Source organism: Blautia intestinalis (assembly GCF_014297355.1).
GTDB lineage: Bacteria > Bacillota > Clostridia > Lachnospirales > Lachnospiraceae > Blautia_A > Blautia_A intestinalis.
In genome coordinates this window covers 17,521-42,948 of record NZ_JACOQE010000011.1, presented here as the reverse complement: position 1 = coordinate 42,948, position 25,428 = coordinate 17,521, and the positions used below count along the sequence as shown (strand labels likewise).

Annotated in this window: 34 protein-coding genes and 2 pseudogenes; 13 read left to right on the top strand and 23 right to left on the bottom strand. The window is 39.9% G+C overall.

Features of this window, described 5'->3' with window-relative positions:
- Nucleotides 1-20 precede the first annotated feature (20 nt).
- The 12 genes and pseudogenes from H8Z79_RS13885 to H8Z79_RS13835 all read right to left on the bottom strand — a co-directional run bounded on the left by H8Z79_RS13885 (nucleotide 21) and on the right by H8Z79_RS13835 (nucleotide 5,735).
- Nucleotides 21-692 (bottom strand): hypothetical protein, encoded by a 672-nt coding sequence (locus H8Z79_RS13885; protein WP_187002903.1) that lies wholly within the window; start codon nucleotides 690-692, stop codon nucleotides 21-23.
- Nucleotides 693-822: 130 nt separating this feature from the next.
- Nucleotides 823-1,005, bottom strand: coding sequence for a hypothetical protein (locus tag H8Z79_RS13880; protein WP_118040728.1), 183 nt, complete (start codon nucleotides 1,003-1,005; stop codon nucleotides 823-825).
- Between the two features lie 29 nt (nucleotides 1,006-1,034).
- Nucleotides 1,035-1,418 carry a beta-sandwich lipoprotein gene (locus tag H8Z79_RS13875; protein WP_118040730.1) on the bottom strand — a complete coding sequence of 128 codons (384 nt, stop codon included), beginning with the start codon at nucleotides 1,416-1,418 and terminating at the stop codon, nucleotides 1,035-1,037.
- 4 nt (nucleotides 1,419-1,422) lie between these two features.
- The gene (locus H8Z79_RS13870) at nucleotides 1,423-1,920 is read right to left on the bottom strand and encodes a DUF2829 domain-containing protein (protein WP_118040732.1); all 498 of its coding nucleotides are present in this window, start codon (nucleotides 1,918-1,920) and stop codon (nucleotides 1,423-1,425) included.
- Nucleotides 1,921-1,987: 67 nt separating this feature from the next.
- Nucleotides 1,988-2,113 carry a hypothetical protein gene (locus tag H8Z79_RS17175; protein WP_263970812.1) on the bottom strand — a complete coding sequence of 42 codons (126 nt, stop codon included), beginning with the start codon at nucleotides 2,111-2,113 and terminating at the stop codon, nucleotides 1,988-1,990.
- Complete coding sequence (locus H8Z79_RS13865; RefSeq protein WP_118040734.1) at nucleotides 2,095-3,756, bottom strand: phage minor capsid protein; 1,662 nt, start codon at nucleotides 3,754-3,756, stop codon at nucleotides 2,095-2,097. Before H8Z79_RS13865 ends, H8Z79_RS17175 begins: the two co-directional genes overlap by 19 nt.
- Nucleotides 3,737-3,955, bottom strand: coding sequence for a hypothetical protein (locus H8Z79_RS13860; protein WP_187002902.1), 219 nt, complete (start codon nucleotides 3,953-3,955; stop codon nucleotides 3,737-3,739). Before H8Z79_RS13860 ends, H8Z79_RS13865 begins: the two co-directional genes overlap by 20 nt.
- A 14-nt stretch (nucleotides 3,956-3,969) precedes the next feature.
- Nucleotides 3,970-4,626 (bottom strand): annotated as a pseudogene (locus tag H8Z79_RS13855) (AAA family ATPase); the annotation flags it as partial.
- Between the two features lie 13 nt (nucleotides 4,627-4,639).
- A complete protein-coding gene (locus H8Z79_RS13850) occupies nucleotides 4,640-4,873 on the bottom strand; it encodes an AAA family ATPase (RefSeq protein ID WP_330607589.1) in 234 nt (77 codons plus the stop codon).
- A gap of 87 nt (nucleotides 4,874-4,960) precedes the next feature.
- Entirely contained in the window at nucleotides 4,961-5,278 is a 318-nt protein-coding gene (locus H8Z79_RS13845; protein ID WP_118040774.1) for a hypothetical protein, read from the bottom strand.
- Complete coding sequence (locus H8Z79_RS13840; protein WP_182279253.1) at nucleotides 5,266-5,418, bottom strand: hypothetical protein; 153 nt, start codon at nucleotides 5,416-5,418, stop codon at nucleotides 5,266-5,268. The genes H8Z79_RS13845 and H8Z79_RS13840 overlap by 13 nt, the downstream gene beginning before the upstream one ends.
- A complete protein-coding gene (locus H8Z79_RS13835; RefSeq protein ID WP_118040776.1) occupies nucleotides 5,415-5,735 on the bottom strand; it encodes a hypothetical protein in 321 nt (106 codons plus the stop codon). The genes H8Z79_RS13840 and H8Z79_RS13835 overlap by 4 nt, the downstream gene beginning before the upstream one ends.
- Nucleotides 5,736-6,390: 655 nt before the next feature.
- Here H8Z79_RS13835 and H8Z79_RS13830 point away from each other — a divergent pair.
- From H8Z79_RS13830 to H8Z79_RS13800, 7 genes are all read left to right on the top strand, one after another.
- Nucleotides 6,391-6,717: an XRE family transcriptional regulator gene (locus H8Z79_RS13830; protein WP_118040782.1), complete on the top strand. Its 327-nt coding sequence runs from the start codon at nucleotides 6,391-6,393 to the stop codon at nucleotides 6,715-6,717.
- A gap of 21 nt (nucleotides 6,718-6,738) precedes the next feature.
- Complete coding sequence (locus H8Z79_RS16995) at nucleotides 6,739-7,455, top strand: zinc ribbon domain-containing protein (protein ID WP_225877008.1); 717 nt, start codon at nucleotides 6,739-6,741, stop codon at nucleotides 7,453-7,455.
- A gap of 108 nt (nucleotides 7,456-7,563) precedes the next feature.
- A complete protein-coding gene (locus H8Z79_RS13820; protein ID WP_118040784.1) occupies nucleotides 7,564-7,836 on the top strand; it encodes a hypothetical protein in 273 nt (90 codons plus the stop codon).
- Nucleotides 7,820-8,098 (top strand): DUF4160 domain-containing protein, encoded by a 279-nt coding sequence (locus H8Z79_RS13815; RefSeq protein ID WP_118040786.1) that lies wholly within the window; start codon nucleotides 7,820-7,822, stop codon nucleotides 8,096-8,098. The genes H8Z79_RS13820 and H8Z79_RS13815 overlap by 17 nt, the downstream gene beginning before the upstream one ends.
- Nucleotides 8,099-8,158: 60 nt before the next feature.
- Nucleotides 8,159-8,632, top strand: a complete 474-nt coding sequence (locus tag H8Z79_RS13810) for an ImmA/IrrE family metallo-endopeptidase (protein ID WP_118040788.1) — start codon at nucleotides 8,159-8,161, stop codon at nucleotides 8,630-8,632.
- 12 nt (nucleotides 8,633-8,644) lie between these two features.
- Nucleotides 8,645-10,048 carry a GIY-YIG nuclease family protein gene (locus H8Z79_RS13805; RefSeq protein ID WP_182279254.1) on the top strand — a complete coding sequence of 468 codons (1,404 nt, stop codon included), beginning with the start codon at nucleotides 8,645-8,647 and terminating at the stop codon, nucleotides 10,046-10,048.
- A gap of 169 nt (nucleotides 10,049-10,217) precedes the next feature.
- Nucleotides 10,218-11,396 (top strand): tyrosine-type recombinase/integrase, encoded by a 1,179-nt coding sequence (locus H8Z79_RS13800; RefSeq protein ID WP_118040790.1) that lies wholly within the window; start codon nucleotides 10,218-10,220, stop codon nucleotides 11,394-11,396.
- Nucleotides 11,397-11,578: 182 nt separating this feature from the next.
- Here H8Z79_RS13800 and trmL read toward each other — a convergent pair whose 3' ends face one another.
- The 5 genes from trmL to H8Z79_RS13775 all read right to left on the bottom strand — a co-directional run bounded on the left by trmL (nucleotide 11,579) and on the right by H8Z79_RS13775 (nucleotide 15,817).
- Nucleotides 11,579-12,079 carry a tRNA (uridine(34)/cytosine(34)/5-carboxymethylaminomethyluridine(34)-2'-O)-methyltransferase TrmL gene (gene trmL, locus H8Z79_RS13795; RefSeq protein ID WP_118040792.1) on the bottom strand — a complete coding sequence of 167 codons (501 nt, stop codon included), beginning with the start codon at nucleotides 12,077-12,079 and terminating at the stop codon, nucleotides 11,579-11,581.
- Nucleotides 12,066-12,668, bottom strand: a complete 603-nt coding sequence (locus H8Z79_RS13790; RefSeq protein WP_118040794.1) for an AIR synthase-related protein — start codon at nucleotides 12,666-12,668, stop codon at nucleotides 12,066-12,068. Before H8Z79_RS13790 ends, trmL begins: the two co-directional genes overlap by 14 nt.
- A gap of 203 nt (nucleotides 12,669-12,871) precedes the next feature.
- Nucleotides 12,872-14,524 (bottom strand): B12-binding domain-containing radical SAM protein, encoded by a 1,653-nt coding sequence (locus tag H8Z79_RS13785; RefSeq protein ID WP_118040796.1) that lies wholly within the window; start codon nucleotides 14,522-14,524, stop codon nucleotides 12,872-12,874.
- A gap of 24 nt (nucleotides 14,525-14,548) precedes the next feature.
- Nucleotides 14,549-14,851, bottom strand: a complete 303-nt coding sequence (gene trxA, locus H8Z79_RS13780; protein ID WP_118040798.1) for a thioredoxin — start codon at nucleotides 14,849-14,851, stop codon at nucleotides 14,549-14,551.
- A 69-nt stretch (nucleotides 14,852-14,920) separates the two neighbouring features.
- On the bottom strand, nucleotides 14,921-15,817 hold the full coding sequence (locus H8Z79_RS13775; RefSeq protein ID WP_118040800.1) for an NAD(P)/FAD-dependent oxidoreductase: 897 nt from the start codon (nucleotides 15,815-15,817) through the stop codon (nucleotides 14,921-14,923).
- A 268-nt stretch (nucleotides 15,818-16,085) separates the two neighbouring features.
- On the opposite strand from H8Z79_RS13775, the gene H8Z79_RS13770 reads away from it, so the two are divergent.
- A complete protein-coding gene (locus tag H8Z79_RS13770) occupies nucleotides 16,086-17,270 on the top strand; it encodes an iron-containing alcohol dehydrogenase (protein WP_015540866.1) in 1,185 nt (394 codons plus the stop codon).
- 94 nt (nucleotides 17,271-17,364) lie between these two features.
- On the opposite strand, the gene H8Z79_RS13765 is transcribed toward H8Z79_RS13770, so the two are convergent.
- From H8Z79_RS13765 to H8Z79_RS13750, 3 genes and pseudogenes are all read right to left on the bottom strand, one after another.
- Nucleotides 17,365-18,435, bottom strand: coding sequence for a 3D domain-containing protein (locus H8Z79_RS13765; protein ID WP_243008160.1), 1,071 nt, complete (start codon nucleotides 18,433-18,435; stop codon nucleotides 17,365-17,367).
- A 273-nt stretch (nucleotides 18,436-18,708) separates the two neighbouring features.
- Nucleotides 18,709-19,938 (bottom strand): annotated as a pseudogene (locus H8Z79_RS16990) (tyrosine-type recombinase/integrase).
- An 87-nt stretch (nucleotides 19,939-20,025) separates the two neighbouring features.
- Nucleotides 20,026-20,229 (bottom strand): excisionase, encoded by a 204-nt coding sequence (locus H8Z79_RS13750; protein ID WP_118040806.1) that lies wholly within the window; start codon nucleotides 20,227-20,229, stop codon nucleotides 20,026-20,028.
- A 214-nt stretch (nucleotides 20,230-20,443) separates the two neighbouring features.
- Between H8Z79_RS13750 and H8Z79_RS13745 the strand changes: the two genes are divergently transcribed.
- Nucleotides 20,444-20,650 carry a type II toxin-antitoxin system HicB family antitoxin gene (locus H8Z79_RS13745; protein WP_330607587.1) on the top strand — a complete coding sequence of 69 codons (207 nt, stop codon included), beginning with the start codon at nucleotides 20,444-20,446 and terminating at the stop codon, nucleotides 20,648-20,650.
- Between the two features lie 31 nt (nucleotides 20,651-20,681).
- On the opposite strand, the gene H8Z79_RS13740 is transcribed toward H8Z79_RS13745, so the two are convergent.
- The 3 genes from H8Z79_RS13740 to H8Z79_RS13730 all read right to left on the bottom strand — a co-directional run bounded on the left by H8Z79_RS13740 (nucleotide 20,682) and on the right by H8Z79_RS13730 (nucleotide 22,316).
- The gene (locus tag H8Z79_RS13740; protein ID WP_118040810.1) at nucleotides 20,682-21,380 is read right to left on the bottom strand and encodes a type II toxin-antitoxin system HicB family antitoxin; all 699 of its coding nucleotides are present in this window, start codon (nucleotides 21,378-21,380) and stop codon (nucleotides 20,682-20,684) included.
- Nucleotides 21,377-21,919, bottom strand: a complete 543-nt coding sequence (locus tag H8Z79_RS13735) for a recombinase family protein (RefSeq protein ID WP_118040812.1) — start codon at nucleotides 21,917-21,919, stop codon at nucleotides 21,377-21,379. Before H8Z79_RS13735 ends, H8Z79_RS13740 begins: the two co-directional genes overlap by 4 nt.
- Nucleotides 21,920-22,127: 208 nt before the next feature.
- The gene (locus H8Z79_RS13730) at nucleotides 22,128-22,316 is read right to left on the bottom strand and encodes a DNA repair protein (RefSeq protein WP_118040814.1); all 189 of its coding nucleotides are present in this window, start codon (nucleotides 22,314-22,316) and stop codon (nucleotides 22,128-22,130) included.
- A gap of 979 nt (nucleotides 22,317-23,295) precedes the next feature.
- Here H8Z79_RS13730 and H8Z79_RS13725 point away from each other — a divergent pair.
- The 4 genes from H8Z79_RS13725 to H8Z79_RS13710 are packed head-to-tail and all read left to right on the top strand — an operon-like array spanning nucleotide 23,296 to nucleotide 24,850.
- On the top strand, nucleotides 23,296-23,649 hold the full coding sequence (locus H8Z79_RS13725; RefSeq protein WP_118040818.1) for a hypothetical protein: 354 nt from the start codon (nucleotides 23,296-23,298) through the stop codon (nucleotides 23,647-23,649).
- Nucleotides 23,642-23,836, top strand: a complete 195-nt coding sequence (locus H8Z79_RS13720; RefSeq protein WP_118040820.1) for a hypothetical protein — start codon at nucleotides 23,642-23,644, stop codon at nucleotides 23,834-23,836. The genes H8Z79_RS13725 and H8Z79_RS13720 overlap by 8 nt, the downstream gene beginning before the upstream one ends.
- Before the next feature lie 14 nt (nucleotides 23,837-23,850).
- Entirely contained in the window at nucleotides 23,851-24,300 is a 450-nt protein-coding gene (locus tag H8Z79_RS13715) for a hypothetical protein (RefSeq protein WP_118040823.1), read from the top strand.
- Nucleotides 24,287-24,850 carry a hypothetical protein gene (locus tag H8Z79_RS13710; RefSeq protein ID WP_118040825.1) on the top strand — a complete coding sequence of 188 codons (564 nt, stop codon included), beginning with the start codon at nucleotides 24,287-24,289 and terminating at the stop codon, nucleotides 24,848-24,850. Before H8Z79_RS13715 ends, H8Z79_RS13710 begins: the two co-directional genes overlap by 14 nt.
- Nucleotides 24,851-25,428 lie beyond the last annotated feature (578 nt).

Sequence of the window (25,428 nt, the reverse complement as noted above, 5' to 3'; positions counted from 1 at the left end):
GGTGTCCGAATCGGACACGTTTAATTCCAACGGTTCCAGCGTTTTGTCGGTACTGTTGGCTGATTTGTTGTTGTCTGCTGCGGATGCTGTGCCGGATTACCACCAGTCCCAATCTGTGTAAAGCCGGTCTTTCCATCAGCCTGTGGTTTCAGTGCCGGAACGTCTTCCAGTACTTTGTTAACTGCTGTTTTCAGTGATTCCTCGTTGATTTTTCCATCTTCTCCCATTACCTGACTTAAATCAGCCATTTTAAGGATATATGGAATTGTCTTTGCTTCGATTCCCAGAGAAACAGCCATCATTGTAGCTGCACTTTCTACCTGAGCTGCCTGAACAGCCTTCTGAGATGCTGCAAGCTGTGCCTGTGCCTCTGTGATCTGGTTCTGCATTCCGGCAACGTCTGGCTGATTTGCCGCTTGCTGCTGTTTAAATGATGCAATAGCCTGCTCCATCTGTTCTTTTGAAAGCCCCTGCTGCTTAAAGTAACCTCTCAAAACAGATTCTTCTGTTACAGTCTGTTTTCCCGCAATTAAGCTAGCCAGTTTTTCGTAATCAAACTGCGGTGTTTGTGTTCCTGCTGGTTGTGTACCGTCTCCGGATCCTGTACTCCCTGCCGGATTGCCATCACCTGTGCCGCCTTCTGCAAATGTCTGCAGGTTCATTGGTAATTTACATCTGAATCTTTTAAACATTTTTATATGCTCCTTTACAGTTTTTCATGTGCTGTCTGCACGAATACAGTTTTACGTGTGTCTCACAAAAACAGTTGATAACCCGGTGTCTCCGTGTAGTTTAATGCCTTCGGGCATAAAAATAAGACGCTTAACCCTGCGCCTCAATGGGAGATTCTGGATCTCCGCCTTTCAAATCGATGACCTCTGCTACTTTCATATGTACCAGATACTCTGCTCTTTTCTTTGGTACTGTCATAATCTCCCCGACAGTACGAAGCTTTAAATCATTCTCCATATCCTTAAATTCATGCTTCACCCTGATCTTCACCATTCTCACCTCCCCTCGTTGCGCCGGCGCAATTATTCACTATGTGTTGCTTTCAATCCGAACTCCGGAAGAAAATTGATTTCATAATGGTATTTATCTACCGAAGCTCCAGAAACATCTTCAACTACATACATAGTGTAATCATTCAGATACACATAATCCTTCTGATATTTGTTTTCTGCTGTCTCTATAATAACTTCAAGCTCGTTATCAGAATTGTTCTGCAATGCAAATGTTCCCGTCAGTTCCAGCAGAATGGTGTCCGTCCTTGCATTTAACACGGTCAGCTTTCTGGTTACATTGAAGTTATTAGCCTCTTTTGAAATGTTATAACTTACCTGACTCGCTTCTGAGCAACCGGTAGCTATAAGGCAAATTAGAAACATCATTGCAATTACTGTTGTAATCTTCTTCATCTTGTCATTCCTCCGCAAAAATCCAGTCTTCTGCAAGCATGTCTGCCTGGGATGCAAGCCATCCCATCTGTACACCGGAAGTTCCCACAAAAGCCACTGCTTTGTTGCCGATTGCATCATGTTCACAATTCACAACTTCGCCATTCGCTGTCTTGTAAGAAATGCCGGTCGCAAGCTGAATATACTGTTTCTTGCCATTCCAGCCTTTACGCGCAACTTTCATCCCTCTTTTTAGATATTTGATTGCTTCTCCGAAGGAAAATGTTGCTTCTCCTCCAAGCTGAGGGCAATTAGTTTTATCCGCAAGAGTCCATTCATCAGAAAGAATATTCTGTAAAGTATATTCAACATTCTGTGTCTCACGAATATCCAATTCCTGTCCATCTTTGGTGTGCATGATGATTGCTTCTTTCTCTGGATTCCAGCACCAGTACCCTCCCCATGATGGTAATTTGACTTTACTTCCACATTTCATTGCTTTTAATGCTTCTTCAAATTTCATGTTTCATGTCCTCTCTTTCATAAAAATGGATATAAAAATACCACCGGCCATTTCTGACTGGTGGTATTTACTCTTCCCATTCTTTTAAACTTTCACTTTCCTCTTTAAGACGTTTAAGTTCTTTTTCTCTGGACTCAGGTGTCATATCTTTATGAACGATAACATCTTTACCATTTAATTCAGTTCTCTCCATTCAATTCCAAACTCCTTTTTAAATTCAGACAACGTTTTAACCTGTGCTTTTTCTATGTCATAATTGTATGGTTCTGATGCATATTTGTCAACAGTCTTGTTGAAATATTCACTTCTAAAAGGTTTACTTCCGGGTTTGTACCAAAACACTCTTCCATCGTGAGTTGCTACCAGTCCAAAATCATAGCCTCTCGCACCAGCCGAAACAAAATCACTTCCTGTAGGAAGTAGATTAGTTGGATGATTATGTATTGCTATAATTCCTTCATCTTTTGCAAATCGCTTAATACTTTGGATTTCATCTTTATTCAATTCCACGCCAAGCTCATTAGCACCTGTTGTTTTCGAAAATAAACGTTTTCCGGTTTTGACGCTTATTATATATAAGTCTTCTCCGTCAGTTCCGTTTCTATGTGTCAACATTGCTTTACTGTATTTTCGTAATGCATCGTTTACGGAAGTATTGTTTGTGATTTGATTAAATTTCCGCCTATAAACCTCTGTATTAATATACGAAAGTGAAACTTTATTGTTTCCATTACGTAAATTTTCAATATTTGCGCTTTCTCCTATTGATAAATCAGCAGCAACAGTTTTCCATTCTTTTTGTTTCTGTTTGTACTTCTGCTGATTCTCCGGATCCAGCGAGAACTCCGCAAGTCTTCCAAATCTCTTTTCCTGACGCTCGGCATATTGCTGTCTGGCTTCCTGCTGCGCCTGATCTTCCAGCTCTGAAATTTCCTGCTTGTTGTATTTCGGATCTACAGTAGTGATACCCGGGAAATATGTAGTATGAGAGTCCTTACAGCGGGGATGATAAAGTCCTGCTGCTATTGCAGAAGACATAAGCGGATATTTGCCATCTTTACTGTTGCCGCCGCTCCACACATCATCTATCAAGATCTTACCCACGAAAGGCAAGCACTTCGGACATGGAGAACCTCGCTTGTTCATAATCACAAGATGCATTCCCCACTGCTTCCGCATTTCGCCTTCTCCCTGCAGGTAAGCTCTCTTGCTTGCTGTCCGGATTGCCATATCTGCATAGTCAGCAATCGTGTGTCTTGCTCCATTGGTATACTGGATGCAATTCAAACCTGCAGAAAGAAAATCCTTTGTTGCCATATCTACCGCTTTCTCATATGTGCCAGTTCCGGTATTAGCGTATACCTGCGCGTTATATATGATCTTTCGGTACTGATCATTTGCCATGCGTAAAACTGCTGCCTCTGCTTTCTGCATGTCCGATGTGGTTGCCTGAATCAGCGCATCCAACTTTCTGTCATTGACTTTAAAAAACTCTGCAGTGCCGCCTTTTGAAATACGTTTTGCAGGAAATCCTTTCTTGATTTCTTCCAGTATCCGTTTCTCCTGATTCATACCACCTTCGCTTCTTGCAAGTCTGATCAGTACCTCGATCTGTTTGTTGATGTCCTTGAACTGCTTTCCATATTTCTTCTGGTTGTCATGCTTGTACTTTTCCAGGGATTTTAACATCTCCGTCTGCCACATCGACCAGTATTTCTTTTCGTCCAGCTCTTCCTGCTTATGGTTTTCGAAGTTCCGGATCATGGATGAGATCAGTTCATTCTCGATCGCTTCGAAAGCAGCACCAATATCGTACTCATCGTTTATCTTTGCCATTTATTTCTCTGTTTGGAGCATGTACATTAAAATAAACCACTGCCATATTGCATGCCGGAAGCTTTCCACTTCCTGATGATCTGCTTCTGTCAAATTTCTCAATCGTTACATTGTAATCACCTTCCAGAAGTGGCTCAAATTCCTGCGCATCTTCTTTAATGGTGTCTTCCCAACCAAACTCTCTTCCTTCTGTTGCCATATCTTATATCCTCCTTAATTGTTAAATGGTACTTCCTGTTTTTCTTTCATGTCCCTGATCATACCGTAAACCTGCTGCCATGCTCCAATCAGGCATCCATCAATAAAATCTTTATCGTAGTCCCTGATCTTCACATCTGCAGGATAATATCCTCTGGCTGCTACTACATTCTGGATGTCCCACTCATCTACATGATTAGTTTCCATCAGATCTCGCAGTGCCTTTGGAATTGCCGGATCCTGTGCAGGGAATGGTTTCTGTTCTTCCTTCTTTATTGATTCTTCAAGAGGAAGATTCATCTGTTCGCCTGTTGTATAAGTCTTCTGTACTGGTGCCTGTTCAGGCTGTGCTTTTGGCTGTTCTACCTGATATTCTTTCTGTGGTTCAGCCTTAGACTGTTCAGCCGGTTCACCATTCATGATATGCGTAATTGATGAATAACTGAATGGTACCTGTTCAGCAAGGCCATATCTGTTCTTTGCGTCCCAGCATGCATGATGAGATGTGTACATTACACGCTCACCGCCCTGGGCTTTTCTTTTCTGTCCTTTATCATCAACAGCAATCGAAAATGTCTTATAGTTTGCGAATAACAGCATGTCCGCCCATTCTTTGATCAATGGGGAAGTCTGTGAAGATGTCTTCTTGCCAAGCTTCAGTTCCCATCTGTCATAAGAACCAAGTTCATCCGGCTGTTACAATATGTAATGTTGGGGGAATCACAGAACCTTCTCTGGTTGCCTGTGATGGTTTATAACGCTCTCCTCCTAATGCCCAGGCTATGGAATCAAGAACAGAAGTCTTTCCCTGATTGTTATTTCCACCGATTACAGTAAGTCCATTGGCTTTAGGTTCCACCTTTACTGCTTTGATGCGCTTTACATTTTCAATCTCAAGCTTATTGATTTTCATACTCATTCTTGCATTTTCTCTCTTTCTCCCTTACAATAAGGGTGTGATAAACTATTATTGAGTCCTCAAGAGCTGCTGCTCTGAGGGCTCTTTTTATTCCACTTCCTCGATCGTATAACTTCCGCCATACATGTCTTTCTTTCTCTCAGCATCCTCAACAGCTTCTGTCTTTCTGTATAATGCATATCCTACGGTTCCATCCGCATACCTAATACAAAACACTTTTGTTGGAAGATAATCACCATATTCAACCGCACTTTTTATACTTACATCAAGTACACTGAGATATCCGAAGATGTACGGTGTTTTTCTATAATCTTTTTCTGTTTCGTCCATCAGTAAATACTGTGCAACTCTGATTTTGTCTCTGAGCACTTTATTTTCGATTTCTAATCTTTTCAGCTTTCCCATTCTTTCCACTTCCTTGCTATGTACACAACTCCGATCAGTCCCAACGCTCCCATGATCTGGTCACAGCTGCTGTCCCATATCCAGAACGGCAGGAAGCTCGCAAGGCCTCCGATCAGGATGGAATCGATTATGTCTCTCATAATGCCTCCTTTCCCTTCCAAACATGACCGGTTACTTCCCACACTTTTCTGGGCGATATAATGTAAGTGATTCTTCCTTCTGATAATGACTTAGCTGGCTTATTATTGTGAATTGCCATTCCAATCGGAAGCCATCTGTATACAATACCTGCTCTGATTGCTGCTGCAGGTAATCCAATTAATTTACTTGCATCCGCCACAGACATGTTTTCTGAAGAAAATTCAGGCATTTGTGCACCAGTTATCATTCTTGCTATTTCTGAAGCAAATTCGTGAATTTCGGCAGCTTTATTTACAAGTCTTTCTGCATTCTCCATGTACCTCACCTCCTCACCTAAATAGTTAAAAGAAACTGTCGAAGAGCTGAATAAACAGTATTCACAGACTCAAGACACATGCTCACCTGTTGAAGCAGGTAATGATAATTCTGAATCGACCGAAGACACTGACATCCAAAAATAATGGTAAATACAACCGTTGATATCTGCGTAAGCATTAAACTAATTTTTAGACCTTTTATCTGCTTACGCAGATTTTCGATCTCTTCTTTTTGATCATCCATCTCAACCTGCCTCCTTCCGGTCGGACTCGGTCGCAAATAAGTAGTCCAATGTCTTGTCTGGGAAAAAAGTGTTTTTTATTTTTACACACTCTTTTAAGGAAATTGGAGCTTTACCATTTAACTTAAAAGAAAATGTTGTTGGTGTAATTCCCAATGACAATGCAATACTAGATTGTGTTATTTTTCCTCGTGCCATCTCTGCTTCTAAATTTGGAAACACTTTCTCACCTCTCTTTCTCGATTTTTCGTGATTACATTTTAAAGTATATACGAATTTTCGTGAATGTCAATATATTTTTTCGATTTTTCGAGATTTTATATTGATTCATTATATATTTATATTGATTTTTCGAGATTTTGGTGTTATTATCAATTTAGTTAGAGATTTGAAAAAGGAGGGTTAATCGTATATGCAAGAGCTTGAAGCCAATATTAAATCTCTTATTATAGAAAGGTATGGAAGTCTCAAGAAATTTTCTGAAACGATTAATATGCCTTGGACAACATTAGACAGTATTCTTAAACGAGGAATGGCAAATTCCAATATAACTAATGTATTAAAAATCACTCGTGAATTAGGTCTTGATGCGGAAAAGATAGTTGATGGAGAAATCGTTTTTTCAGGCGAGCAAGAGCCAACTACTATTGCTGCACATTTTGATGGAAGTGAATATACAGAAGATGAACTAGATGAAATTCGCCAGTTCGCAGAGTTTGTGAAAAACAAAAGGAAATAAATATAAAGGGAGGAATGCGTTATGGCATTAATCAAATGTCCTGAATGTGGGAAAGAATTTTCTGACAAAGCTTCGGCATGTCCTAATTGCGGATGTCCTACCAGTGAAATTAATACGAGTTCCAACTCAAATAATTCATCAGAAGACGAATTGTCCTCTATTTGGAGTACAATTCCCTCTAAATCATCTTTTACTCCTGTAAAACCTCATATAACATCAAAGGTCAGTGCTGTTAAAATAGATGAAAATAATCGTATGTTTCAGATTAACGGTACCATTCCAACAAATGGTAAAAAAACAGGTATCATCGGAAAATCCTTTAAAGGTCTTATGGCTGTAAGTACAATGGGAATGTCTTTAGCTGCTGAAAAAATGATTTCCGGTGGAAAAGCAAAAGCCGGAACCAATAAATGGTTTCCTTTTTCTGCCCTTGTAAGTTACGATCTTCTGGAAGATGACTCCCTTGTAACAAGTGGAGGTGTTGGGCAAGCACTTATTGGCGGTGCCGTATTCGGAGGTGCTGGAGCTATTGCAGGTGCTATTACTGGAAAGAAAACTCAGAAGAAAAAAATCGAATCTTTATATATCAAAGTAACTTTAAACGATTTTAACATACCATGTATATTAATTCCTTTAATAACAAAACCAACAAAAACATCTTCAAAAGAATATCAAACGATATTCGAAGAAGCTCACAAAATATTATCTGTTTTAGACGTAATTTCTCATAATCAATAAATTCATAATCTACAAAACGCATCTGATTTGGATGCGCTGGTACATTGACATATAATATTTGTCAAACCAAAATAATATTCTATGCAGAATCAGAAAGGAGCTTTTATTATGATGTATCCATTTATGACGCTTAATGATGACACAGAAATTACACATTCTGAAATGAATCCAGATGGAAAAGTAAAAGTTTATATCGAAACTCCAGATGAAAAATATTGCTTTAAACATGCTACCTGTTGGCTTCCTGCTTATGAATGGGAAGACATCTTCCAATATTCAGATGAAGAAATTGATCGATTTGATGAGATCATCCATTCTATGGCACATCTGATTATGGAGTTTTCGCAGGAAGGAGGCTTCAACAATGCCTCAAATTTTTAGGTTTGGCGAATATTGGATTTATTTTTGGACAAACGAAAATGAACCACTTGAACCGGTTCATATACATGTTGCCAAAGGTGCACCTACTGCAAATGCAACTAAAATATGGATAACCAGCACAGGGCATTGTTTGCTTTGCAATAATAATTCACGCATTCCTAATCATACACTTCGAAATATAATGCGTATGATCGAGGCGCGGCACGATGATGTAATCCGTGCATGGCTTAAATATTTTGGTGAAATACGTTACTTTTGTTAAATTATGGTTGTACAGATTTTCGTACTTCCGAAATGATATACTTGAGCGGGAGGTGTTTTCATGAATTACGAAGAATTACAGATTCAAGCCTGCAAAGACGGTATAGAAATTATCGAATATCCTTTTAAGAGTAGCAATATCAAAGGATTATATTGCAATGGTACTGTTGCTCTCAACGAAGATATGACTCAAGTAGAAAAATCCTGTGTACTTGCAGAGGAAATCGGTCATCACTGCACCAGCTCCGGAGACATTCTGGATCAGACCGACATTATGAACCGCAAACAGGAATATCGTGCACGGTTCTATGGATATAACCTCAAGATTGGATTAACCGGTCTGATCAGAGCATATGAAGCAGGTTGCAGAAACTTTTTCGAAATGGCTGAGTTTCTGGATGCTACAGAAGAATATCTGAAAGAAGCTATACAGTGTTATAAATCCAAATATGGAATATGCGCTGTTGTTGACAATTATATTATCTATTTTGAACCATTCGCAGTGATGAAGATGATTACTGTAGATTCGCTTTAGGAAGGAAAACGTATGGGTTTTTTAGATTTATTCCGAATCGGTAAAATCAAAAGTGAAAATGAAACTTTAAAGCAAAAACTTCAACTTTTACATGCCGATGAATATTTTCAAATCAGAGAACAACTTGATGCAATGACAGCAGAAATTTCTAGTAACAATTCTGTGCTTTCTCAGCAACGTAATGAAATATCTGAATTGTCAAATCAACGTCAAAAATTGGATAAGCAAGTAAATACTCAAAAGAACAAATTGTCTCGATGCAAAGAATTATATCAAAGTGTAGAATATGCTTTAAATAATTTTTTAGTATCAGATGTGCAATATAATAATTGCAAGCTAAATCCTCATAACAAAAGTGATTTTGATCTCCTTTCTCCTTCTGTGATTCTCCAATTGCATTCTATGGATGTGAAGGAACTCCGAAAAGCATATAAAGAAAATGAAAAACAAATAGATAAGTTGCTTAGTTTGTATGAATCACGTTATACAACTAAAGCTAATAAATCTATTTATTCTTTAATTGTAATTGCATTACGAGCTGAATTACAAAATATTCTTTACAATTTAAAATATGAAAAGCTTGATAAATCAATTGAAGCTCTTAAATTAGTTACGGCCAAATACTTAAAAATTGCCGGAGAAGGAAATCAAAGCATCGCTGGAACTCTAACGAAATTCATTGGTGAAATTGAATATCTGTTTATTAACGCTATCAAAATCGAATACAATTATTACATCAAAAAAGAGCAAGCGCGTCAGGAACAAATGGCCTTACGAGAGCAAATGCGTCAAGAGGCAGAAGAACGCAAATCCCTTGAATTAGAGCGAAAGCGTGTTGAAAAAGAAGAACTCAAATTTGTTTCAGAAATCGAAAAAGCTAAAGCTTCTCTGGAACAAGCTTCTTCAGATGAAGAAGTACAGAATTTAAAATTAAAGATTCTTGAACTTCAACAGCAATTGTCAGGAGTTATTACAAAGAAAGAAGAAATCGTTAACCTGCAAAACGGAAAAGCTGGTAATGTATATATCATTAGTAATCTAGGTTCTTTTGGTCAGGACGTCTTCAAAATAGGTATGACTCGACGTTTAGATCCGCAGGACAGAGTTAATGAACTTGGTAGTGCAAGTGTCCCGTTCAAGTTTGATGTTCATAGTTTTATATTTTCAAATGATGCCGTTGGACTCGAAAAGAAATTGCACGATATATTGAATGATCGTCGTCTTAACAAGGTGAATCTCAGAAAAGAATTTTTTAAAGTGGGAATTGATGAATTGGAAAAATTGGTTAATTCAATTGATCCTACAGCTGAATTTAACAAAACTATGCTTGCAGAAGAATTCCGTCAATCATCTGAACTCGACGAACCGCTCAGTTCTTCTTTGTATTCTGATGATACAGATAATATTTTAGAATAAAAGAAAAATCGCCCCAGTGTTGGCGCACCAGGACGATTCAGATCTCCGAAGAGATGCTCATTTTGCAAAGATATTGTATCATCTTCGGAGCAGTCGCACAACCCAAACGTTTGTGTGGCTGTTATTTTTGTACCTATTTTTCAATTATCGATGGAAAGAAGGATTGAAAATGCCGAAGAAAAGAAAGAAACACCCCAAACTGCCGAATGGATTCGGAAGTATCCGTTATCTTGGCAAGAACAGACACAACTGTTATGCAGTACATCCACCAGCAAAGATAGATCAGCTTGGAAATGTGGTTCGCTCACCTGCAATCTGTTATGTTGATGACTGGATCAAGGGTTTTACCATCCTGACTGCATACAAAGCAGGTACCTATCAGCCTGGAATGGAAAGGGACTTGTCAGTCTCTCCAACATCTGACACCGACACACTTGTAAGCCGTATTATTGCAGATTACAGTACAATCAAAGGAGTAGAGAGTAAACATCCAGAGATTAAAAAGCCAACCTTCAGAGAGGTATACGAACAGTTCCTTAAGTGGAAATTTGCTGAAGGAACGAATTATTCAGAATCCACAAGAAACAATTACACTGCTGCGTATACATATTGCGCAGAGTTGTATGATAAAATATTTGAAGATTTGAAAGCAACAGAGTTGCAAAATTTTCTCGATAAACAAAAGGGGTTAAAAAAAGGCAGTCTTGTAAAAATCTTATCTCTGTTCAATCAAATGTACAAATATGCAATGTTTGCCGAGATTGTTACTGAAAGAAAATCTCAATATGTGAGAATCAACGCTGTCGACGATGAAGAACATGGAACTCCATTCACTGAACATGAACTCAGAATCCTGTGGAAAAATGCCAATAATCCAGACATACAATTAATCTTGATCATGAGCTATTCTGGTTGGCGAATTGGTGAATTATCAGGATTGGAAGTTAATCTGAAAGAAAAATATTTTAAAGGCGGTATCAAAACCCAAGCCGGTAAAGGAAGAATTGTCCCGATTCATCCCATGATATACGATTTTGTAAAGACAAGAATCACTGCTGATGGAACCCTGCTAAATATGAACAAAGTCACCTACAGAATGTTTCGCTTCTATCCAATACTGGAAAAGTTAGAAATATCCGGAAGTCCAAAACATACTCCTCATGATTGCAGACATACCTTTTCTGCTCTATGTGAAAAGTATTCCGTCAGAGAAAATGACCGAAAACGAATGCTCGGACATTCATTCGGAAGTGATATTACCAATGCCGTATATGGACACCGAACTCTGGAAGAACTCAGATCTGAGATTGAAAAGATCAAAGTACCATTTGTGACCAACTGTGACTAACCGTCCCATTTTAAACCGTTTTTGTTCCATTAAAAACAATGTAACACAATCCCGCAGCCTCGCATAAAATCAACATTTTCCAGTATTTATGCAGGTTTGCGGACATTGTAAAAAGATTCACTTTAGAAAAGGCAAAGTAGAGACTTTTCTCCGCTTTGCCTTCTTTTTTCTTATGTATACTTTTATTCCCATGTGTGGTTGTGAAGCTGTCCCTTAAGTTGCATGTGGTCAAACTGATTCTGTCTCAGCGCCTCATATAACACAATTGCCACAGAATTGCTGAGATTCAGTGAACGAATGTCATTGATCATCGGAATCCGGACACAGTTTTCTTTATGTTCCATCAGAATTTCTTCCGGGATTCCCGCACTTTCTTTTCCAAACATGATATAGCAGTCATCTTCATACTGTACATCTGTATAAGTTTTTAATGCTTTTGTCGTTGCATAATAAATCTTTGCATTGGGATTTTTTTCTACAAAATCTTCATAATCCAGATAAGTTGTCACATCCAGATCTTTCCAGTAATCCATTCCGGCTCTTTTGAGTGCTTTTTCACTGAGGCTGAATCCCAGCGGCTCGATCAGATGTAGTTTTGTGCCGGTAGCCACACAGGTTCTTCCGATATTCCCTGTATTTGCCGGAATTTCCGGTTCCAGCAATACAATATTAAGCTTTGCCATGTTTCTTTTCCTTTCCTGAGTGATGAAAACGCGGACGTTCCAGATATCTGGTGATTTCTCCACTGTGAAGCAGCCGGTCATTTCCTTTATCTGTGTGGCCAATCACTGCTGCATGGATTCCCCGCGCATCAAGCTCACGCACCAGAGCATTCCCCTGTCCGGTGCCCAAAAGTACCGTTCCCTCAGACTCCAGTTTATACGGATCCACATCCAGTCGTTCACAGACTTCTATCGTCTCCTGACGTATCGGAATCTTCCGAAGATCTACATCCAGACCAACTCCCGATGCCTCTGCCATCTTCCAGAGACCGCTTAAGATTCCGCCTTCTTTTGTAAAATACAATGCAGAAATCCTTTTATCCATCCAGAAGTCATCTTCTCTGGAAACTTTACATTTCTGCAAAGTATCTTCGCTCATGTAAAGAAAACTTTCCGAAAAATATTTACGCAATTTTTCTTTTTCCCGGCTGATCAGTACCAGAGTACCGGATATTCCGATTTCTCCCGCTACTACCAGATCTTCTCCCGGGTTCAGTCTCCCCGTAATCTCTGCCTGCAGTGCCTCCAGTGCCTGCTGTCCTAATTTCATAATCTTCCTCCGGTATTTCTTATTTCGTCATTCTGCTCTGTAATCACAGCAGAATAGAGAGAATACTCGGAACTACCATTGCAAGGACAAGGATCACTGCGATCACTGCTGTAATGATTTTTCTTTTTTTTGGATCAAACATTCCCATTTTATCTGTCACCTCGTGTCATTTATCACATTATTAACTAATTTTGCCTTGATAACTATGCTGTTAATTGAATTGTTTCTGTGTACGCATTATTGGACAGTGGGTCGCGTCTTTCATAATCAAACAGAACTGCTCTGCCGTCCTCAAATACTTCTATATGCGCCGTTTTGGGGATATGATTTGCTTTTCTGTAATCCCATATGGCTGTCTCATATACTTTCTGATCCGGTGCAAATGACGGACGTTTTTTCAGTTTCTCTCTGAGATACAGATCATACAGCATCTTCTGTGACGCTTTCTCAACTGAAACGTCTGTTTCTTCCTGCAAATACTCGAGCAGAATCTCATAACGTCTCATTCTGGAGTGAGAAATTTCACTGTAACCTTTCTTTTCATAAAAAGCACCCAGACTCTCATAAAAAGTAAATGCATCTTTTGCCAGCGGAACCAGATATTCCAGTGTATGCTGAAACTGACCACTATTATAATACACTTCCACCATACTTTCCACTGCTTTTAATTTCAATACATCTCTGTATGGCAGCCAATTTGTAGAAAGCACTTCATATGGCTCTTTTTCTTTATGAACGATTCCATATTTTTCCGCTTCTTCTTGCATCAGGGAACCTTTCAGAACTTTCAGGAAGCCCAACTGCAGCTGGTCCGGTTTCATCTGGTACACGTCATTGAAAGAATGCTGAAATGTATCATAATCCTCGTACGGAAGACCCGCGATCAGGTCCAGATGCTGATGAATATTTCGGAAGCTGTGCACACGGTCAACACACCTTTCCAGCTTGTCAAGGTCCATATGACGATGAATCGCACGAATCGTCTCCGGATTTGTTGACTGCACACCAATTTCAAGCTGGATCAGTCCCGGACGCATTTTTGCCATCAGATCCATTTCTTCATCCCGAAGAAGGTCTGCTGAAATTTCAAAATGAAAATTTGTCACACCATTGTCATGTTCCAGAATATATTTCCAGATAGCCATGGCATGTTCGTGTTTGCAGTTAAATGTACGGTCTACAAATTTCACCTGTGGAACTTTGTGATCCAGAAAAAACTGCAGTTCTTTTTTTACCAGTTCCAAATCACGGAATCTGAGTTTTTTATCTATAGAAGACAGGCAGTAACTACAAGAAAACGGGCAGCCTCTGCTGCTCTCATAATAAATGATACGATTCTCAAACTCCTCAAGATGCTGGTAAACAAATGGGATCTCACTTAAATTCATCAGCTCCCGCCATCCATTATGCCGTATTTCTTCACCATTACGATAGGCAATTCCTCTGATTTCTCCAAGGCTCCCCTTCCCGTCTATGTAATATTCGAGAAGGTCGTGAAATGTCTTTTCTCCTTCTCCCACCAGTACTCCTGTCATTTCCGGCATTTCTGTCAGAAATTTTTCCGCATCATAAGAAACCTCCGGTCCACCGGCCCAGAAAGCGGTTTCCGGAAGAATTTTGGCCAGATCACGAATCAGTTCCCGTACAAACGAAATATTCCAGATATAACAGGAGAAGCAGACAACGTCTGCTCCACTGCCATAAATATCTTTAAGTATCTCATCCTTTGGCTGATTGATCGTGTATTCCCGAAGAAGTACCTCCTTATCATAATCCGAGGAATATGCTTTCAGATCATAAACAGCCAGATTTGAATGAATATATTTTGCATTGCATGCTGCCAGTAAGATTTTCATGAATGTCCCAAATCCTTCCTGCTATTATTCATCCAGAAGTTTTTTGATATCTTCTTTTGCAGTCAGGCCTACCAGACGATGTGCTTCTTTGCCGTCTTTAAAAATCAGGAGTGTCGGAATACTGACAACTCTGAACTGCTGCGCAAGTCCCATTTCCTGATCTACATCGATTTTACCGACGTTATAACCTTCCTCTGCAAGTTCTTCTACGATTGGACCCTGACGCATGCATGGTCCGCACCATGTTGCCCAGAAATCAATCAAAATCGGTTTTTCTGATCTTAAAACTTCTTCTTCAAAATTCTGTGAAGTAATTGTTTTTGCCATAATTGTTCTCCCTTTCTATATACTGTGATTTAGTATCTGCGTTTTCAGTAATATTATCAATTCTGTAGATTATTTTTTATGCCGGACATATTTGCCGGCACTGATTCCAGCCATGCTGCCTTCATAAACCGCTTTCGATACCTGAAGCAGACCTCCGGTACAGTCTCCTGCCGCAAAAAGTCCCGGAATCGTTGTCTCCATCTCTGAATTGACTTTAATATTTCCTTTATCGGTCAGCTCAGCACCCATCTGACGTGCAATTTCCGTACTGCCGGCTGTTCCGAGTGCTACAAAAATACCGTCCGCCGGATAAAAGGACGCTTCTGCATCTCCGATCCCCTGTGCATGGACATCATTTTCCATTCGAAGGCCTGAAACAAGATCATCCCCCTCGATTGCCTGAATCTTCATGGTATTGACTGCAATCGGATGTTCTCTGGAAAACTCCGGTTCCTTTCCATCTGTATAGATGGTTACAGAAGGGGTCACATTTCGAAGTTCTTCTGCTTCATGAAGGGCGAAATCACTGTTTCCGAGGACTGCCACTTCACGGTTTCTGTAAAAGAACGCATCACAGACTGCGCAATAGCTGACACCTTTTCCCTCAAACTCACGTATTCCGGGAATCGATGGTGCAGCCCGTCTGCTTCCTGTCGCAAGGATCACACTGACCGCATCAAAATCTCCTGCCGTTGTCTGCACCGTAAATGTGTCAAAACCTTTGATTCCAAGCACCTGTGCCTCAATAATCCGCACGCCCAGAGTCTTTGCCTGTACAAGTCCACGCTCATAAAGCTCTTCACCGGATATCGGTCCTTCCAACCCATAATAGTTTTCGATTTTTTCTGCTTTCGCCAGTGCTCCGATTCCATTGTTGATCACTATTGGATTCAGATTACTTCTGGCAGTATATAACGCTGCGGAAATCCCCGCCGGGCCCGCACCGATGATGATTACATCTTTCATCTTATCACCTGCGTTTCTGATTCATATTTCATTGCTTTATAATATACACTATTTTGCAAAAAATTTCAGCATTTATTCCTGTTTCTGCTCTTTTATTATACGAGAGATTTCTGATTATCTCAAGAGAATTTGTCTTATTTAACTTTTTAAAGACATCTTTTTTTCATTTTTCTTAAACTTTTCACCGTTTTTTCTGTAATTTCTGTTACATTTGTGATATATTTTTATTGTATTATGCCTGATTCTGAATAAGGAGTATTACTATATTATGAGAAGTTTTGAATATTACACACCGACTAAGGTGATTTTTGGAAAAGATACACATTTAAAAATAGGAGAAATCCTGAAAGATTATAACTGTCACAAAATACTGATCCATTACGGTGGCAAAAGTGCTGTAAAATCCGGTCTGATCGATGATATCAAAAAATGTCTCACAGATGCCGGATTTGATTTTGTTACTCTGGGCGGAGTTGTTCCAAATCCACGTCTTTCCAAAGTACGGGAAGGTATTTCACTTTGCCGGAAGGAAAACATAGATTTTATCCTCGCTGTCGGTGGCGGAAGTGTTATTGATTCCGCAAAAGCAATCGGCTATGGTGTAGCAAACCCATGGACAGATGTCTGGAACTTTTTCTTAAAGACCGAGGTTCCGACTGCCTGCATTCCAATCGGTGCGATTCCTACAATTGCAGCTTCCGGAAGTGAAATGAGCGGTTCCTGTGTCATCACAAATGAAAACGGATGGCTGAAACGCGGAAGCACCCGCAGCGACCTCTGTCGCCCGAAATTTACACTGATGAACCCACGTCTTACTTACACATTACCGGAATATCAGACAGAAAGCGGCTGTGTGGATATTCTCATGCATACAATGGAACGCTATTTTGTCAATATCGAAACCATGGAGATCACTGACAGCATCAGCGAATCTCTGATGCAGACTGTCATCTATAATGCACGTATCCTGCTGAATGAGCCTGGTAACTATAATGCAAGAGCCGAAATCATGTGGGCAGGAAGTCTTTCTCACAATGGACTGACCGGATGTGGTACCGGCGGCGGTGATTGGGCCTGTCATCAGCTGGAACACGAACTCGGCGGTATGTTTGATGTAACACACGGTGCCGGACTTTCCGCAATCTGGGGAAGCTGGGCCCGTTATGTATATGATGCCAACCCGGAACGTTTTGCACAGTTTGCAACCAACATTTTTGATATTCCATATTTTGCAGATTACGAAAGTACCGCACTTGCCGGAATTGAAGCCATGGAAGATTTCTTCCGTTCTATTCATATGCCTACAAATCTTCGTGAACTTGGTCTGGATCTCACAGATGAGCAGATTCATGAGCTGGCTTTCAAATGCAGCTTCGAAGATACCCGTACCATCGGCATATTCAAACAGCTCAACATGAAAGATATGGAAAAAATCTATATGATGGCAAGATAAAAGTACATTTCAGGAAACAAATTTTAAGGCAGGAGCTCATCTTCGAGTTCCTGCCTTTCTCTGTCATAAACACTTTTCTGTAAAATATTTCTCCTTATTTCAAAAGATAAACTTCCGTATCATAAGTGCCTTTTGCTTCTCCTTCTGCGTGAGTAGCAACATAAATATCAATGCGTTTGTTCTTAATTGCTCCGCCACAGTCTTCTGCCACATAAACCTGTCCATTGATCACAACTTTGCTTCCGTAAGGAATGACAGATGGATCAACTGCAACCGTATGGTTCGTCGTTGCTGTCACACCGGTGGATGTAATACCGTTTGCATATGGTCCGCAGCAGATACTGCAAGGGCAGTAATGTGTTATCTTAAACACACCCAGATCTACAAGATTTGCATCTGAAGACGCTGCTATCGGCGTACCAACCTGCACTCCATTCTCTTCTGTGACTTTCTGCTCATCTTCTTCCAGTGCATCGGCAAATACACCCTTGCCTGTACTTTCATGAAGTGTTCCTGCATCTTTATCCTTATCAATCATGTCTTCTTCTGTCTCAGCGGTCTCTGGCAGATTCAGACAGCTTGTAGGAATATATCCCACCGCATCTGTCCCGTCTGCATTCTGATATTCAATCCTGCTCCAGACCTTATTTACCGTTCCCGTCTGTTTTACCTGATCAAGTTCAAGAACTTCTCCGATTTCCTCTCCATCTTTCCTTCCGGGATAGTCCAGCACTGTGGCATCACTCTTGACCTCCACTTCTTCATTGGCAGGTTCAATCTGATCGGTATCGCTCAACATCTGATTCTTAATGTAGCCAATTATCTGATTTCCGTCCACCTCACAGGAAACTTTACTCCATCCATTGTCGCAAACTGCACTGCGGCTGAGTTCGTCTCCCAGTGAGACATCAGCCAGCTTCTCTGTATCTTCACCCGGTTTTGAATAAATCCCGGCATCCTTCGCTGTCACATATAAGATATCATTAACAGCCGCAACCGTCACCGCATTGCCGTCGCCATCTTCTGTCTGAAATGTCTGTATTGTTTTGTTATCTTCTTTATCTGCTTTCGTCACTGCCTGATAATCCTGTACTGCACCATAAACTGATGCTGTCTGACAGATCAGGACTGTTCCGACTAAAATCGCACATGCTTTTTTCTTCACATGCTTCACCTCGTTTCCATAGACTTGCTTTCCCTGTCTCTTATACTCGGGCTTATTTTAGCACAAGAAATCCGTCATTTCAAATTTACACAGATTTTTCACCAAATTTTAACATGCTTTTTATTGTTCGTACTTATAAAAACTTATACCGACTTTTACCCGTAAATACAGCATTTTTGAAATTTAGCAATTTTCCTATGTCTTTATAACTCAACATATTTTAGCATAATTCTGCGTTCAATTATGCTAAAAGTATGCTAAATTATGCTAGAATCAATTTGCCTTTTCCGTAGCCTTCTCAACAGCCTCCCGTACTTCTTGTTCATCGTGTACGTGTGTATAGATGCGGAGCGTCGTTTCTATATCGGCATGTCCCATCAGATACTGCAACACTTTAGGCTGCACACCAGCTCTTGCCATATTTGTACAATATGTATGTCTGCAGACATGAGGTGTAATGTGCGGAATTTCATAATCAGGATTTTGCTTCCGGAACTTATGTTCCAGATTTTTAAATATCGATGACCAATCACTTCCATTGGTCGGACGTTTTCCATTTTTAGTTACAAAGAAAAATCCACTGTATCCCTCGACAACAGGCTGTATTCTCCTCTTCATCACCAGAACTTGAAGTGCTTTTAGATGATCCGCTACATCATCAGTCAGCGGTAAAACTCTTTTTCCACGTTCTGTCTTTGGAGTGTCGATATAATCGTTACTCCCACCCGGAGCAGTAACCAGCTGATGAGAAATCGTTATTGTCTTTTTTCAAAAATCGACATCCTGCAAAACAAGTCCACACAACTCAGAAATACGAAGTCCGGTGTGAAACAATATGTATATAGGACTATAATACCGACCTAAAAGGCTGTCATTTTTGATAAAATCAAGAAATTTATTCATCTGCTCCTCTGTCAATGATGGTGTTTCTCCCAATGTTCCCTTAATTAATTTTGAAAAACTAAAAGCCATCGGATTTGTCATAATCAACCGATCCTCATAAGCATTCCTAAATGCTGGGAAGACAATACCTTTAACCATCAAAAGATTACTGTAGGTGGCACCATTTTCAGCGAAATCGATAAAAAAATTTTTGGCATCTGTAATCTGAATATCGACAATTTTCTTTTTACAAAATGCTGGATTCTTTTTCAGTAACTTTAAAGCATATTTATGATTTTTTGCAGTGCTGCGCTTGACACTCGATTTCCTGATTTTCAGATAATTCTCTACCAGTTGCTCAACAGTCATGTTATTCGCGTTGACATTTGCATTGATAAGTTTTTGAATCTCCAGCTCCTGTTCTCGGAGAGACACGCATTCTCTTTTTCCGGTAGGAAGCCGATCCGTCTTTTCTAGCCTCCAGGAATAGAAAGACTTTTGCTTCCCGTTTACAGTGTAACTATAGCGGTATCTGCCGTCAGGCTGCTGTGTTTCGCCAGTGCACAAAACTCGACCTTTTTTATCTTTTCTTTTTACGTTTTTTGTGTTATCATTTTTCATATAAATCATCACCCTTATCATTTTTAGAATGAAAAAGGGCATTGAGCACGATTTCATTTTATCAGCTCAGTGCCCTTTTGTCATTATTCAAATCGCATTTGTTTCGTTCAGCCATTCGGCAAATTTTTCACGTTTGAATAACAATTTGACACCGTTGTAGATTACAAATCCGGTATCTCTGTTTTCATCGGCGATCTGCTGAAGTTTCCGTTCTCCGATACTAAAATACTGCGATGCTTCTGACAGGGTCAGTGCATAGCGTAACCATAAGGGCACTTCGTTATTTTTCATATTAATACCTCCATTTTTCTTTATTTCGTTTTCTGGTATTAATATGTTATTTCTGACTTATAGATAGCATTTTTTTCTCTATATTTCTACGTTTTTCTCCATTTATCTCACAAATATTCATTTTTCTAAATATTTTATTTAGATTACGATATATAACAATTTGGTTCCGTGGTATAATATCTATAGATATTTTTGGATTGGAGGGGATTCAAATTTGAATTATTGTATAATAATGAAATATTCAGCAAAGAAAAATTGCTACATTGTGACCGTTCCAGATCTGCCTGGTTGTATGGCGGACGGTGAGAGTCCGAACGAGGCTTATGAAAATGCTAAAATTGTGATCCGTGAATGGATAGAGACAGCTCAGGCAGATGGTAGACCGATTCTGGAACCAGTATTTGAGCGGGATAAATTTTAAGGGGCAGCTACTGCCGCCCCTCTACTTAGTCTTACTCTGCTTCTTCTATAATCTCCCTGTATAATTCCTGTATTCTCTTTTTATCATATTTTTCATATTTTCCTTTTGGTATTTTGGTCGCCTTATACACCCGATGTCGTAAATCCATCCCTATTGAATGGTCCGTGTCGTTACTGGAGACTATCATAGTATAGAGAAATTCCTTTACCCATTTTGCATTTTTCTCTGCTTCCGCCAATAGAGAATTACCTCTATCGATCGCATCGGCAATTTCTTCCGGCAAATCATATCTATCATCTCGTGGTGGTTCCGGAATAGGAACGCCGCTCTCGACTGCCTCCTGCAACCACTCATCCTTATTACATTCTAACAACTCACACGCTACGCCCAGATTCTGGTTGTGGGCGGTAATCCATGGGAGTTCCCGAATTCCTACAGTGTAGCCGCTCTCATCGTGGCTAATCACGTCTATGTTGTAGGACAGGTTCATATAGTAATCCAGATCCTTCTCTTGCCGTTCTTCTGCTGGTGGAGTTGCATTTTCCGTAACCGCCTCTAACCACGCCTTTTGTGCATCTGCTATGGTTGCCGGAATATCTTCCCATTTCTGGCAACAGGTAATGCAACCTGGGCAATCCGGCAGGGTGATTATGTAACCGCCTTCCTCCATATCTTCAATTATCGTCACCGGGTACTCTGGCAGCATATAATAAGTAATTTTTCGTTTCATACAATCAGATCTCCTTCTTTATATAACTTAGCAAGCTTGTAAAACGTGGTCCTCCTGAGCCCCATCAGCCCCATAGCGGCATTAGCTGTAATTTTTCCAGCCAGCCATCGGTCCATGACTTCTATATAATTATCCGGTAGCGTAATTGCTGGGCGCCCGTAATCCTCCCAGGCGGTGGACTCTTTTAATGTTTCGATACCGCGCCGTTGCTGTCGTTTGATGCGAATTTGCTCCTGTTTTATCACAGTCGTCAGCGTTTGTATTATGGCATCGGTGACAATATCATAGATATTTCCCGGACCTTCTGGAAAATCCTGCATGGTCGCCGGCATATTCAGGACTTTAACCCGGATATGATGATCCCGGTAGTGTATCAACTCCGGACGGGCGGCGTACTTGCTGCCTAGCGCAGAGAGACTGCAGATAACAAGCGTATCTCCAGGTTGCAGTAGCTCATTTTTTAATTTCTGGTAATTTTCCCTCCGAGGCAGTCTTGCATGGACGGGATCTGTGATGATCTGATTGTCCTCCGCTCCCATGGTACGAAACCTTTCGATTTGTGCAGACGTGTTGTTTACGTCAGCATAATAATATGTATTTTGTTTTTGAAAATTGTTACTTATAAAACCTCCTAAAATGTGTGATCGGCGGTACTTTGGATTGTTGCGGTATGTATGATAAAGTACCTCTCCGGCCGTTTTCTGTTAATAAGAAGAAACGGACTTTTACGAATATTATTGTTTTCTTTTAATTTTTAAAACACTCTACGTAATCATCAATAACCTCCCGAAAATCTTCTTCTAATTCCTCCAGCGTGGCGCCTTCGTAGGTCACCACGCCGGCAATACTCCGGACAGTGCCATAGTAGCAGCTGTCATCCTGACTGCAACGGATGTTGCCTGTGTACCCCTTATAATATAGAAGCTTCTCGTTCATGGGCGCCCCTTTGCGTCGCTCCGCCGGGGAACTATATCCGTAATATTATGGGCTTTTAATTTAAGCACACGTTGTTCTAATGTATAACTCGACTCTTATATATATAAGAGTACGGTTATATATTAGTTGTATGGTTTTAAACTGTTTTCTGGCTTATAGTTGTACAAATTGCACAATTTTTTATAGGTTTGTAAGATTACCAGTTCAAACATCCGCTAGTAAAGGAAACCCATGACCGGAATTTTAAAAGCCGATAAATTTATTACAGGCTGATAATTTTAAAAATTTCCGTTCCATGTTATAGGAAGAATTTTAAAATTAACGGCTTATAATGGAATTATCGGCTCATAAGATTTTCCTGGTGTTTTTCTTACTAGCGGGTTTAATGGTAGATTTCCAAACATATGAGCCAGGGAAAAACGTCAAAATCTGCAATTTTACAGATATAGTTCCCGCCGCTGCCCGTTTCATCCAATCAAAAACGCCCCGTTTGATGAAAGGAGAAAATATCGGGGCGTTTTGATGGAAAAAATTTTATGAAGCACAAATATTGAAGCTCCCAACTGGACGGGTGTGGGAGACACGATGTCTTGTTTATATGCTAATTGTAGACCGTGTGTTCGGAAATGTCTATTGACGAATCATCCAAAGCTATTTTTGTGATAATAGAGACTATTTTCCTCATTTTCAGAAAATTAAAGAAAAAAAGTTATAAGAACACTTTTTCGAAATCTTGCATAATTTCTTCTATCTCGCACTATCATATTTTATTGCAACATTCACAAAAAATCGCAATTTTACTTTTCGTCATTTTGCACAATCAAATATTTAGTTTTCTAAATAAAAAATAAGTGTTCGGAAATCTATTCGCAAAATACAAATTGCTGAAAATGGCGAAATCCATTGCAAATACTGCACTTTCAGGGATATTTGTGATAACATTTTTATTACAAAATAAGAAATGGAGGTATTGTGCAATATGAACAAACAAATCAACAATCCAGAACAGGCAAACCATGCTTACTCTATACCGATTTACATGGATCCGATCCGCGACAGCTGCAATGTGGATCTGATGGTAGCTGTCTACGACTACTATTGCCGTCAGAACCGCTCCTATGATCTAAAACGTTATATTGGCGCGATCATCAGACTCTTTACAGAACAGGCTCCAAATTTTCCTCACACGGAGGAGGTCATCATGCATGTCATTGATGCTGTCGAAATGAACGCCTTCTGGGAGGGATTCCGGGGCTGCCGTGATATTCTCACGGATAGTGTTTCGAAACGGATATTTGACACTCTGGATGAGGTGGATGGAAACGATGTGTGAAGCGTGGAAAATTTTTCAGCGTGCCTGGGCTCATGGTTACAACATCGGCTATCTGCAGAGCTACGCACTGCTCCGTTTTATGCTGAATGCATGTTATATCTACTCTGTCAGAAAGACCGAACCGGAGGATATGTATAGAGAGTTGGTGAATGAGGGCTTTTTTGATTGGTATTTATATAATAGGTAGGTGGTGATAAAAAAATGAAAAATAAAAAACATTATGAAATGGCTGACATCATGGAGCTCATCAAACTTTCCAATGAATATATCGAGAGAAATCGCAGGGTCTATGAGCGACTTGCTGCCGGCATTCCCACTCAGGGTATCATAGACTCCCTGGTTCCGGAATTGGTCAATCTATATGGCGATCACGTGGTCCAAATAAATCAATATGAGTCTGATGAGGCCTACATTGCCCTGGCAATATTAGTTACCGATAACTATGACGTATCCGCTCATATGTCGATTTTTAACCAGAGGCAGCGGCTACTGGAAAAATACAACGATCAATACGGAGACGCTACATTGTCGATCATGGAGTATCAATATAACTCTATAATTGATCTTAAACTCCATAGCTCCCAAGCTCACGCGATCCGTAAGGGAAATGTACTTTGGAAAAGAGAGGAGAATAAAGATGAGTCAAAATAAAGAAAAAACTGCTGAGGAGCTGGCGTATTGTGTAAAGTCAAACATGGACATAGAAAACATTGTCGGTAAATTTAAACATGATCTGCAGGAACTGGATTACGGAAACAGGGTCGCAGCTATCAAAAAGGGCGTCGAGCACCTAAACCAGGGCTGCACGGTTAATTATGTCATAGACGGACTCAGGGAGTGGTACGGGATAACTATGGATCCGGGCGAATTAAAAAATCTGCTGCTCCAGTCAAAAGATCTCCTTCCGGAAGAGGAACGAAAGGGAAATATTGATAAGAATCTGCTCTCCCTGGAAAGACCGGAGGACGGCAAGAAAATTGATTTGGCGTACCTTCAACATAAATACAAAAAGGGCTATCCCTATATAGATGATCTGTATAGGAAAAATATATTTAACTACAGCGGCAGCGATCTTTGCGAGGCTCTATATTTTCAGGCGGTTTGCAACCTATGTAAAGATCGCTCCGAGATAGACGAGTACTTCAAAAATCTGAAAAGGGAACGAGAAGCCGCCCGAAAAAAGGAAGAACAGCGTATTTAATACGCATATCAGAAAGAGACCCGGGAGTGGGTCTCTTTTTCCATATCTCCCCAAAATCACCTCAAAACCCTATAAAATCGTCTCAAAACCTATCAATATCAGCTCAAAACCGTTTTGTGACCGACATACATGTCGGTGGCACCAACTGCTGCTATCCTAATTATGTCACATACGACATAATAGGCTTTTTGAGATATGTCACATATGACATAATGACTTTTAGATTGTGTCATATGCGACATAATCCGGACTGGCTTTTCCTACTAGCGGGAATTTTTAGGCTCATATTATCGTAGAATATTTATTTTAATAGAAAAACCTTTTAATATTAACTTTTGTGAATATCACTCTCCCTTAAAAGTTGGCATCAACTTTTTTCCAGAAAAGCCCCATTTTCATACGTAAACCGCCCATTTTTATATTAGTTATCACTATTTTAGAAACTAATATTGTTTAAAGTATCAACTATTATCCTGGAAGCATAACTTTTTACCTTACTAGATCAATCTATTCCCTTAGAGGCGTGCAACGTCTGCCGACTTAAAAGTTGATATTTAAAAGTTAACGATATACATTTT

What these genes read in the sequence shown, in the direction of transcription:
- H8Z79_RS13885 (WP_187002903.1), bottom strand. Translation starts at nt 692, where the DNA reads ATGTTTAAAAGATTCAGATGTAAATTACCAATGAACCTGCAGACATTT.
- H8Z79_RS13725 (WP_118040818.1), top strand. Translation starts at nt 23,296, where the DNA reads ATGAACAAACAAATCAACAATCCAGAACAGGCAAACCATGCTTACTCT.
- H8Z79_RS13730 (WP_118040814.1), bottom strand. Translation starts at nt 22,316, where the DNA reads ATGAACGAGAAGCTTCTATATTATAAGGGGTACACAGGCAACATCCGT.
- H8Z79_RS13750 (WP_118040806.1), bottom strand. Translation starts at nt 20,229, where the DNA reads ATGAAAAATAACGAAGTGCCCTTATGGTTACGCTATGCACTGACCCTG.
- H8Z79_RS13880 (WP_118040728.1), bottom strand. Translation starts at nt 1,005, where the DNA reads ATGGTGAAGATCAGGGTGAAGCATGAATTTAAGGATATGGAGAATGAT.
- H8Z79_RS13810 (WP_118040788.1), top strand. Translation starts at nt 8,159, where the DNA reads ATGAATTACGAAGAATTACAGATTCAAGCCTGCAAAGACGGTATAGAA.
- H8Z79_RS13835 (WP_118040776.1), bottom strand. Translation starts at nt 5,735, where the DNA reads ATGGAGAATGCAGAAAGACTTGTAAATAAAGCTGCCGAAATTCACGAA.
- H8Z79_RS13785 (WP_118040796.1), bottom strand. Translation starts at nt 14,524, where the DNA reads ATGAAAATCTTACTGGCAGCATGCAATGCAAAATATATTCATTCAAAT.
- H8Z79_RS13710 (WP_118040825.1), top strand. Translation starts at nt 24,287, where the DNA reads ATGAGTCAAAATAAAGAAAAAACTGCTGAGGAGCTGGCGTATTGTGTA.
- H8Z79_RS13770 (WP_015540866.1), top strand. Translation starts at nt 16,086, where the DNA reads ATGAGAAGTTTTGAATATTACACACCGACTAAGGTGATTTTTGGAAAA.
- trxA (WP_118040798.1), bottom strand. Translation starts at nt 14,851, where the DNA reads ATGGCAAAAACAATTACTTCACAGAATTTTGAAGAAGAAGTTTTAAGA.
- H8Z79_RS13850 (WP_330607589.1), bottom strand. Translation starts at nt 4,873, where the DNA reads ATGAGTATGAAAATCAATAAGCTTGAGATTGAAAATGTAAAGCGCATC.
- H8Z79_RS16995 (WP_225877008.1), top strand. Translation starts at nt 6,739, where the DNA reads ATGGCATTAATCAAATGTCCTGAATGTGGGAAAGAATTTTCTGACAAA.
- H8Z79_RS13845 (WP_118040774.1), bottom strand. Translation starts at nt 5,278, where the DNA reads ATGGGAAAGCTGAAAAGATTAGAAATCGAAAATAAAGTGCTCAGAGAC.
- H8Z79_RS13860 (WP_187002902.1), bottom strand. Translation starts at nt 3,955, where the DNA reads ATGGCAACAGAAGGAAGAGAGTTTGGTTGGGAAGACACCATTAAAGAA.
- H8Z79_RS17175 (WP_263970812.1), bottom strand. Translation starts at nt 2,113, where the DNA reads ATGGAGAGAACTGAATTAAATGGTAAAGATGTTATCGTTCATAAAGAT.
- H8Z79_RS13830 (WP_118040782.1), top strand. Translation starts at nt 6,391, where the DNA reads ATGCAAGAGCTTGAAGCCAATATTAAATCTCTTATTATAGAAAGGTAT.
- H8Z79_RS13805 (WP_182279254.1), top strand. Translation starts at nt 8,645, where the DNA reads ATGGGTTTTTTAGATTTATTCCGAATCGGTAAAATCAAAAGTGAAAAT.
- H8Z79_RS13790 (WP_118040794.1), bottom strand. Translation starts at nt 12,668, where the DNA reads ATGAAATTAGGACAGCAGGCACTGGAGGCACTGCAGGCAGAGATTACG.
- H8Z79_RS13740 (WP_118040810.1), bottom strand. Translation starts at nt 21,380, where the DNA reads ATGAAACGAAAAATTACTTATTATATGCTGCCAGAGTACCCGGTGACG.
- H8Z79_RS13720 (WP_118040820.1), top strand. Translation starts at nt 23,642, where the DNA reads ATGTGTGAAGCGTGGAAAATTTTTCAGCGTGCCTGGGCTCATGGTTAC.
- H8Z79_RS13800 (WP_118040790.1), top strand. Translation starts at nt 10,218, where the DNA reads ATGCCGAAGAAAAGAAAGAAACACCCCAAACTGCCGAATGGATTCGGA.
- H8Z79_RS13840 (WP_182279253.1), bottom strand. Translation starts at nt 5,418, where the DNA reads ATGAGAGACATAATCGATTCCATCCTGATCGGAGGCCTTGCGAGCTTC.
- trmL (WP_118040792.1), bottom strand. Translation starts at nt 12,079, where the DNA reads ATGGCAAAGCTTAATATTGTATTGCTGGAACCGGAAATTCCGGCAAAT.
- H8Z79_RS13875 (WP_118040730.1), bottom strand. Translation starts at nt 1,418, where the DNA reads ATGAAGAAGATTACAACAGTAATTGCAATGATGTTTCTAATTTGCCTT.
- H8Z79_RS13865 (WP_118040734.1), bottom strand. Translation starts at nt 3,756, where the DNA reads ATGGCAAAGATAAACGATGAGTACGATATTGGTGCTGCTTTCGAAGCG.
- H8Z79_RS13815 (WP_118040786.1), top strand. Translation starts at nt 7,820, where the DNA reads ATGCCTCAAATTTTTAGGTTTGGCGAATATTGGATTTATTTTTGGACA.
- H8Z79_RS13775 (WP_118040800.1), bottom strand. Translation starts at nt 15,817, where the DNA reads ATGAAAGATGTAATCATCATCGGTGCGGGCCCGGCGGGGATTTCCGCA.
- H8Z79_RS13735 (WP_118040812.1), bottom strand. Translation starts at nt 21,919, where the DNA reads ATGGGAGCGGAGGACAATCAGATCATCACAGATCCCGTCCATGCAAGA.
- H8Z79_RS13820 (WP_118040784.1), top strand. Translation starts at nt 7,564, where the DNA reads ATGATGTATCCATTTATGACGCTTAATGATGACACAGAAATTACACAT.
- H8Z79_RS13870 (WP_118040732.1), bottom strand. Translation starts at nt 1,920, where the DNA reads ATGAAATTTGAAGAAGCATTAAAAGCAATGAAATGTGGAAGTAAAGTC.
- H8Z79_RS13715 (WP_118040823.1), top strand. Translation starts at nt 23,851, where the DNA reads ATGAAAAATAAAAAACATTATGAAATGGCTGACATCATGGAGCTCATC.